The 4,888-nt window shown below is 67.0% G+C and carries 4 protein-coding genes; 1 reads left to right on the top strand and 3 read right to left on the bottom strand.

What is annotated here, in order from left to right; all coding sequences use genetic code 11:
* The 3 genes from ACRDUX_RS24880 to ACRDUX_RS24870 form a co-directional block, all read right to left on the bottom strand.
* The coding region (locus tag ACRDUX_RS24880) for an alcohol dehydrogenase catalytic domain-containing protein (protein ID WP_526417526.1) at positions 1 to 437 on the bottom strand (437 nt) is incomplete at its 3' end.
* Positions 434 to 2,116 (bottom strand): FAD-dependent oxidoreductase, encoded by a 1,683-nt coding sequence (locus ACRDUX_RS24875; protein WP_526417524.1) that lies wholly within the window; start codon positions 2,114 to 2,116, stop codon positions 434 to 436. The genes ACRDUX_RS24875 and ACRDUX_RS24880, both read right to left, overlap by 4 nt.
* A gap of 2 nt (positions 2,117 to 2,118) precedes the next feature.
* Complete coding sequence (locus ACRDUX_RS24870; RefSeq protein ID WP_526417522.1) at positions 2,119 to 3,486, bottom strand: aldehyde dehydrogenase family protein; 1,368 nt, start codon at positions 3,484 to 3,486, stop codon at positions 2,119 to 2,121.
* Between the two features lie 216 nt (positions 3,487 to 3,702).
* Here ACRDUX_RS24870 and ACRDUX_RS24865 point away from each other — a divergent pair.
* On the top strand, positions 3,703 to 4,888 hold a 1,186-nt coding region (locus tag ACRDUX_RS24865), incomplete at its 3' end, for a glutamine synthetase family protein (protein ID WP_526417520.1).

The following is a 4,888-nucleotide window of genomic DNA, read 5'->3' as shown; positions in this document are numbered from 1 at the left end:
AGGAAGCCTTCGGCGAATGCGCCCACGCCGCCAAGCGTTTGAACGGGGGTGCCGTCGGCGGTGACCATGCGCGGCTGGTCACGGCGGCGCATCTCGTCGACGCGCCCGCATTGGGTGGGGCGTCCGGAGACGCAGAACGGGCAGGCACCGCAGGGTGGGGTGACGGTGGCCACGACGCGGTCGCCTGGGTTGAGCCGGGTGACCGCGGCGCCGACGCGTTCGACGATCCCGGCGACTTCGTGTCCCAGTACCGCTGGGGTGGCGATGGACAGGCTGCCGGTGATGTAGTGCCGGTCGCTGTGGCACAGACCGGCGCGCTCGGTGCGGACGAGCACTTCGTTGTCGGCGGGTTCGTCGAGGAACAGCTCCCGCATCTGCAGCGGCTTGCCGGGCTGTTCAAGGACCGCAGCGCGGACCAGGATGCGCGATCTGGTCACTGGAGTACCTCCTGGCGGCTGCGGACGACGCGCAGCATCTCGTCGATCGTGGTGAGCTTCTGGCGGGGACCGCGGGGTCGGGCGCCGCGTTCGTGCTTGTCGATGACCTGCCAGTCGGCGAAGGTCATGGCCTCGGGTTGACGGGCGTCGATCAGGGCGCCGAGGTCGTCGCGGTCGGCGCGGGGCTCGACGAGGCGGCCCGCCACGTAGTCCTCGATTAATGCGCCGACGGTCTCGGCCGCGCAGGCCTTGTTGGTGCCGATCCCCCCTGACGGGCCCCGTTTGAGCCAACCGGCGGCGTAGACACCGGTGACCGGGGTGCCGGCGGCGGGGTCGATCACCCGGCCCTCGGTGTTGGGCAAGGTGGCAGTGCCCTCGTCGAACGGCAGACCGGGCAGCTGCTGCGCCCGGTAGCCCACCGAGCGCAGCAGCAGCCCGCATTCCACATCCGTCGTGTCGCCGGTGGATTGGGCGCGCGCCGTGCCGCTGGCGTCTGTGACCATCTCGTTGCGTGCGACCTGGACCCCCGCTACGCGCTCGGTGCCGAGGACGCCGACCGGAGATGCCAGGAATCGCAACCGGATTCGCTTGGGCGCTCCCGAGGGCGTACGGGCGCCACTCTCGTGGAGGATTTCCACCTTAAGCTTGACGATGGGATCTTCGATCAGAGCCGGGTCGGGGAGTGTGTCCGGATCGTCGACCACGACGTCGACGCCCTCGGTGTTGCTCAACGCAAGCAATTCGGGGGTGGTGAACGACGCATGCTGGGCGCCGCGGCGACCGAGGACGACGACCTCTGTGACGGCGCTGTCGGTCAGTGCGCGCAACGCGTGCTCGGCGATGTCAGTGCGGGCCAAAGCATCTGCCGGCAGGACGAGAATGCGGGCGACGTCGAGGGCGACGTTGCCGTTGCCGACGATCACTGCTCGCTCGCCGCTGAGGTCGAAGGTGCGTTCGGCGTTGTCGGGGTGACCGTTGTACCAGCCGACGAAGTCGGTCGCCGAATGCGAACCGGGCAGGTCTTCACCGGTGATCGTCAGTTGCCGATCGTGCGCGGCGCCGGAGGCATAGATGACCGCGTGGTGATGGGCGAGCAGTTCGTCATGGGACAAATGGGTGCCGACCTCGACGTTGAGATGCATGCTCAGACCGTTGCGGGTGGCCATCTTGGTGAACTGCGCGGCGACTGCCTTGGTGGTGGGGTGATCGGGTGCCACCCCGTAGCGCACCAACCCCCATGGCGCTGGCAGCCGTTCGAAGACGTGCACGTCGACGTCGAGGCCCTTGCGATTGAGCAGGGCTTCGGCGGCGTAGCAGCCGGCGGGTCCGGATCCCACGATCGCCACGCGCAGCGGCTGAGGCTGGTCGAGCTGCAGCGGCGCGACGACCAGCTTGGATCGGGTGGGAGGGTAGTCCGCCTTGGCGGGATCGTCGTAGTAGCGCTGATTGACCTGCAGGTAGCGCTCGTCCGCCTCTTCTAGCTCGAAGTCGGGATGAATGGCCTCGACCGGGCACACGTCCACACACGCCCCGCAGTCGATGCACGTCTGGGGGTCAATGTAGAGCATTTCGGCGGTGGCGTAGCCAGGCTCGTCGGGTGCAGGGTGGATGCAGTTCACGGGGCACACCGACACACAGGTGGCGTCGTTGCAGCAGCTCCGGGTGATGGCGTAGGCCACGGCTAGACCGCCGTCTTGACGAACACGTTCTTCAGCTCGGTGTAGCCGTCGATGGCGGCCATGCCGAGTTCTCGGCCGAAGCCCGACTGCTTGAATCCGCCGAACGGGGTCTGCACGCGCACCGAGGAGTTCGAGTTAATCGACAGCGTCCCGGTCTCGACCCGGCGCGCGACGCGGAAGGCCCGGCCGATGTCGCGGGTCCAGATCGAACCACTCAATCCGTACACCGTGTCGTTGGCCAACCGGACGGCGTCGTCCTCGTCGTCGAAGGGCAGCAGCGCGGCGATCGGGCCGAAGATCTCGTCGGTGACCACGCGCGAAGACGGGTCGGGGTTGATCACCACCCGCGGCGCCATCCAGAATCCGGTGCCCTCGGGTGCGTCACCGGCCACCGTCGCCTTGACGCCTGCAGTCAGGAAGCTCTGTACCGACGCGCGGTGCGCCGCAGACACCAGCGGCCCCAGCACGGTGCGCTCGTCTTTGGGGTCGCCGATGCGCATGTTGCGCGTCGCTGCGACGAATCCTTCGACGAAGTCATCGAACACGCTGCGCTGCACCAGGATGCGGCTACGCGCACAGCAGTCCTGGCCAGTGTTGCCGAACACCGCACCCGGCGCCTCGGCGATGGCGCGTTCCAGATCGGCATCAGCGAAGATCACACTGGCGGACTTGCCGCCCAGTTCGAGGGTGATGCGCTTCATGGTGCCGGCGGCCGCGCGCATCACGTGCTGCCCGGTCTCGGTGGACCCGGTGAAACTGACCTTGGCTACCGACGGGTGCGAGGTCAGCACGTTGCCGACGGTGCGGCCGGGGCCGGAGACAACCTGGACCAGGTGTGCCGGCAGGTCGAGAGCGGCGACGAGTTCACCGAAGCGGCGGGTGGACAGGGGGGTGAGGTCAGCGGGCTTGACGACCACGGAGTTGCCGGCAGCCAGCGCCGGAGCGATGTTCCACGACGCGATCGGAAGCGGGAAGTTCCATGGGGCGATGACCGCCACGACGCCCAGCGGCTCACGGAAGGTGAAGTCGACACCGCCTTCGACCGGGATGGTGTCGCCGAGGATCTTGTCGATGACGCCGGCGTAGTACCGGAAGCATTCGGCGACGCCCCCGATCTCGCCGCGGGCCTCGCTGATCGGCTTGCCGACGTCGGCGGATTCCAGCGCGGCCAGTTCCCCGACGTGCGCGTCGACGGTGGCGGCGATCGCCATGAGCCCGTCGCGGCGAGTCGCCATCGGCAGTGCAATCCAGTCCTGCTGGGCGAGTACCGCACGTTCGATCGCCTGCTCCGCGGCGAGGGCGTCAGCCACCGCAAACTCGGTGATGACCTCTTCGGTCGCCGGGTTGATGACGGTGTTCACAGCAGACATAGACGGTCCTTCGTGGGTGGGCGGATACGCGGGGCAGATGTCCATCGGCTCACGTCGAGCAGGCTGAATGGTTCACCCATCGTCGAACGCCAGCCCGCATGCTTCAACGTGCGCAGCGCACTGTGACCCGGACAAACATGTGCATGGTGCACACAGACGGTCGGTAGTGACGCGGCTTACAGTCGTTCAAACAGCCCGTTTCGGATCGAGGAATTCATGGCATCCCCAGAAGCAACACTCGGCGTTGAGGAACTCAGGGCCTTTGCAGATGAGCATCAGATCCACACCTTTAAAATCGGCGCGGTCGATCTCGACGGATTGTGGCGGGGCAAGCGCGTCTCGCGCGACTACTTCCTCGACAGCGTGCACGACAAGGGCACCTTCATCTGCAACATCCTGTTCGGCTGGGACATGCAGGACGAACCCATCTCCGACCTGGCGTACACCAGCTACGACACGGGCTTCCCCGACATCAACCTGCGTCCGGACCTCAGCACGCTCAAGCTGGTGCCCTGGGAGCCCGGCGTGGCGTCGGTGATCTGTGACATCTTCGAACGCGACGGACGGCCTCTGGACATCTCGCCACGCACCATTCTGCGGTCGATGATCGCGCGTGCCGGCGATCTCGGTTACCAGGCGATCGCCGCCTACGAGTTCGAGTTCTACCTCTTCAAGGGCACGGCGCGGGAGTTGGCCCGGCGCGGATGGCGCGACCTGGAGCCGATCAACGAAGGCAGCCACACCTACAGCGTCTACCGCGACACCGGGACTGAGTTCCTCATCGGCGAGATACGGCGCCAGCTGGCCGAGTACGGCGTGTTCATCGAGGCCAGCAACAGCGAGCACGGTCCCGGCCAGTTCGAGGTCAACATTCACTACTCCGATGCCTTGGCCGCTGCCGACAACGCCTTGCTGCTCAAGCACACCATCAAGGAGCTGGCCGCCAGCCACGGCTACACCGCCTCGTTCATCGCCAAGATCAGGCCCGATTGGGCCGGCTCGTCGGGGCACGTGCACCAGAGTCTGGTCGACCGCGACGGCGCACCGGCCTTTGCCAACCCCGACAACCCGAATGAGCTCAGCGAGGTGGGCTCGCAATATTTGGCCGGCCTCGTCGAACACGCCGCCGACCTGACCGCGATCTACCTGCCGACCATCAACTCCTACAAACGCACCGAAGGCGGCCAGTGGGCCGGGTCGAGTTCCACGTGGGGTCTGGACAACCGCACCGTGGCGATGCGGTCCATTCCCGGCGCGGGCGGCAGCGCCAGGGTGGAGAACCGCATCGGCGGCGCCGACGCCAATCCCTACCTGGTCATCGCCGCCAACCTGGCAGCTGGCCTGGACGGCATCGAGCGCGGCTTGACCCCACCGCCGGCCATCGAGGGTAACGCCTATGACC

This window comes from Mycobacterium sp. (assembly GCF_050701675.1).
In the GTDB taxonomy this organism is placed as follows: domain Bacteria; phylum Actinomycetota; class Actinomycetes; order Mycobacteriales; family Mycobacteriaceae; genus Mycobacterium.
The sequence above is the reverse complement of the archived record's forward strand: the minus strand, read 5'-3'. Positions and strand labels throughout refer to the sequence as shown.